Below are 2,620 nucleotides of genomic sequence, written 5' to 3' on the forward strand. Positions count from 1 at the left end.
CCGGGCTGCAGGATCTGGCGGATCGCGATCCGGCGAAGTTCGCGGCATTGCGGGCGGAGATCCGATCGCGGATGGGCCGGGCGGATCTGGTGCCGACGGCGGCGCCGACGGATGATGCCGAATCGCTGGACGAGGACTGACCGTGGCGATCTTCCGCGCGACCGGCTGGGACGTGAGCCCGACGCACGGGGCCGCGGTGGCGCTGGGGGCTGATGGCAGGATCCTGGACTTCACCTTCCTGGCTGAGGCTCCCGCCGCGGTGAAGACCGCCGCGGGCAAGCGCTACGGATCGCACCTGCCGCAGCTGGCCCGATCGGCGATCCCGGATCAGGAAGTGCGGGATCTGCGCCGACTGGTGCCGACAATGCGGCTATTTCTGCAATGGCGGAAGCGACTTGCCGGTGTGGGTGGCGATCGGTGCTACGGCGCGATCGAAGCCTACGCGTTCGGCGCGGGCAAGGGGGCGCACACCAAGGGGGAGATCGGCGGGCTGGTGCGCCTGGTGCTGATGCAGGGCGGATGGTGGCTGCGGACGCACGATCCGACGTCGGTGAAGATCTACGCGACGGGCCGCGGGGACGCCGAGAAGGGCGACGTGGCCGACGGCGTGGCGCGCAAGTGGGGCCCGGCTGTGATCGATCAGCTGTCTGGATTCGATTCGGTAAAGGCCAAGAACAAGCCCGTGCTGGAAGACCTGATCGACGCCTACGTGCTGGCCCGGATGTGCCTGCGCGAGATCCAGCTGCGATCCGGCGAGGTGTCGATCCGCGATCTGCCCGAAGAAGAGATCCGCGTGTTCAACCGCGCAACCAAAGCGCTTCCGGTGAACGCGCTTGGCCGGGAGTGGATCCACGAACCGGCAGATCCGATCTTTCGCGCGCAATAACTATTGACACGGGCCGTGGCGGGGCTAAGCTGTGTTCATGGGCAGCGACGAACGCGGCCCGCGACACGAACCGGAGGATCCCATGCTGACCGCGACGAACCCCAAGACTGGCGAGACCCGCAACCTGCACTGCGACGGCTTCGGATCGGATCGCTATGCCCGCCGCGTCCGCCGCGAGGCGTTCGACCTGTACCGCGACGGCTGGCGGATCGACGGGCCAGAGTACCACGGGCAGACCGCGCGCCGGGTGATCGGATCCGGTCGCGGCAAGCGCGGCCAGTTCGTCGGCCCGTTCTACGTGCGCATGGCCGGCTAGAGTCGGCACTCACGCGAGCCGGCGGACGGAGACCGACGATGGCGAAGCCAACCGAGATCGACAAGTTGCGGCGGGCGTTCGCGAAAGCGCAAGCGGAATCCGAGAAGTGTGCGGACGCTGTGGCGGCGCTGTACGCGGGCGGTGGACATCCGACGCGGGCGCGGCTGACGACGGCGAACGCGCGCTGGGCGCGGGCGGCCGAGGATCGCGATCGCCGACGGGAAATGCTGAACGCGGCGTTGGCAGCCGCGCCGGATCCCAAGCCATGATGATCAAGCACACGATGGATCTGACCGCGCTGGCCTCCCTGATGGGCAACGGTGCGGACGAACGGCAGGCAGGCTTCTTCTGCTGGCTCTTGTGCGACGTGGCGGCGGGCTTCGACACGAGCGAAGTGTGTGCCGGCCAGGTGTGGGCGGATCTGCTGAAGGAGGCGCTGGCGATGACGGATCGCCCCGCTGCCGACGATGGATCGTGGTGGCGCAGCGAAGTCGCGGCACGGGTTGCGGCGGCGGCTGACGCGGTGCTGTAGGGGGCGACGATGGCGTACCCGTTCCCAGTCGAGTTGACCATCGGCTGCCGCGTCCGTTGCGAACACGAGTACAAGGGTCCGTTCACCGGGACTCTGTTGGCGCTTGCTCCGGCGGATCGCGGCTGGCCCGATCACGGCTACGTGCTTGCGGACAGCGACACCCCGGACCGCGCGGGGCAGTGGCGTGCGTGGGCGATCGACGTGCGCGAGATCTCGCGTATCCCGGACACGTGGACGCACCCCATGGGGGCGGCCCGCGTCGAGCGTCGGGAGTTGTGCGGCGCCGGCCCGTTCTGCATCCGCCGCGATCCGGTGCGCGGCGACTGGTGCCTGATGAACCGGGCGGATCGGGGCTTCGGCGAGCGCTGCTACGGCCACAAGACGATCGGCGAGTTGCTGGCGACGTGGGGACTGCGGCTGTCGGTGGAGGAGTTCGACAAGAACCGGATCGTTGACGCGCACGACGCGCACGGCCAATGGTGGCCGGCGCAAAGGGTGGCGGAGTGAGACCGGCCCGATCGGGCCGACGGAGGGCGAAGGCCATGGGATCGAAGCGCAAGACGAAGCACGCCGAAGGGCGGCGGCAGAAGCGGGCGAGCATGCGCAACGGCGAGAAGCCGGCGGGGCTGTCGAAGTACGCCCAGCGGCACGATCGCCCGGGGCCCGTCGAGATCGACGATCCGGTGCACGGTACGGGCGGCGATCGCTACGCCCTCGAGGCGGCAGGATGACCCGTGCCGAAGCAATTGCCCAGGTGGCGGCCCGATGGTCCACCTGCACCGGCTGCGGGCTGTCGCAGGGCCGGCGCAACGTCGTGCCCGGCGAGATCCACGCGGCGGTTGACGTCGACGTGGACAGCGATCCGCTGCTGCTGATCGTGGGCGAG

General features: G+C 69.3%; 6 protein-coding genes. All 6 read left to right on the plus strand.

Annotated features, from left to right (window positions below):
• Window positions 1-142: 142 nt before the first annotated feature.
• Window positions 143-886 (plus strand): hypothetical protein, encoded by a 744-nt coding sequence (locus WC493_RS23450; protein WP_373069104.1) that lies wholly within the window; start codon window positions 143-145, stop codon window positions 884-886.
• Window positions 887-968: 82 nt separating this feature from the next.
• Window positions 969-1,202 (plus strand): hypothetical protein, encoded by a 234-nt coding sequence (locus WC493_RS23455; protein ID WP_373069106.1) that lies wholly within the window; start codon window positions 969-971, stop codon window positions 1,200-1,202.
• Window positions 1,203-1,240: 38 nt separating this feature from the next.
• Window positions 1,241-1,471, plus strand: coding sequence for a hypothetical protein (locus WC493_RS23460; RefSeq protein WP_373069108.1), 231 nt, complete (start codon window positions 1,241-1,243; stop codon window positions 1,469-1,471).
• The gene (locus WC493_RS23465) at window positions 1,468-1,734 is read left to right on the plus strand and encodes a hypothetical protein (protein WP_373069110.1); all 267 of its coding nucleotides are present in this window, start codon (window positions 1,468-1,470) and stop codon (window positions 1,732-1,734) included. The genes WC493_RS23460 and WC493_RS23465 overlap by 4 nt, the downstream gene beginning before the upstream one ends.
• Window positions 1,735-1,743: 9 nt before the next feature.
• A complete protein-coding gene (locus WC493_RS23470) occupies window positions 1,744-2,241 on the plus strand; it encodes a hypothetical protein (protein ID WP_373069112.1) in 498 nt (165 codons plus the stop codon).
• Window positions 2,242-2,276: 35 nt separating this feature from the next.
• The gene (locus WC493_RS23475; RefSeq protein ID WP_373069114.1) at window positions 2,277-2,465 is read left to right on the plus strand and encodes a hypothetical protein; all 189 of its coding nucleotides are present in this window, start codon (window positions 2,277-2,279) and stop codon (window positions 2,463-2,465) included.
• Window positions 2,466-2,620: the final 155 nt, after the last annotated feature.

Origin of the sequence: Zavarzinia sp., assembly GCF_041650655.1 — a bacterium.
In the GTDB taxonomy this organism is placed as follows: Bacteria; Pseudomonadota; Alphaproteobacteria; order Zavarziniales; family Zavarziniaceae; genus Zavarzinia.

Excerpts from the sequence above, each read along its gene's own strand:
- WC493_RS23460 (WP_373069108.1), top strand. The coding sequence starts at position 1,241 with ATGGCGAAGCCAACCGAGATCGACAAGTTGCGGCGGGCGTTCGCGAAA.
- WC493_RS23465 (WP_373069110.1), top strand. The coding sequence starts at position 1,468 with ATGATGATCAAGCACACGATGGATCTGACCGCGCTGGCCTCCCTGATG.
- WC493_RS23455 (WP_373069106.1), top strand. The coding sequence starts at position 969 with ATGCTGACCGCGACGAACCCCAAGACTGGCGAGACCCGCAACCTGCAC.
- WC493_RS23470 (WP_373069112.1), top strand. The coding sequence starts at position 1,744 with ATGGCGTACCCGTTCCCAGTCGAGTTGACCATCGGCTGCCGCGTCCGT.
- WC493_RS23475 (WP_373069114.1), top strand. The coding sequence starts at position 2,277 with ATGGGATCGAAGCGCAAGACGAAGCACGCCGAAGGGCGGCGGCAGAAG.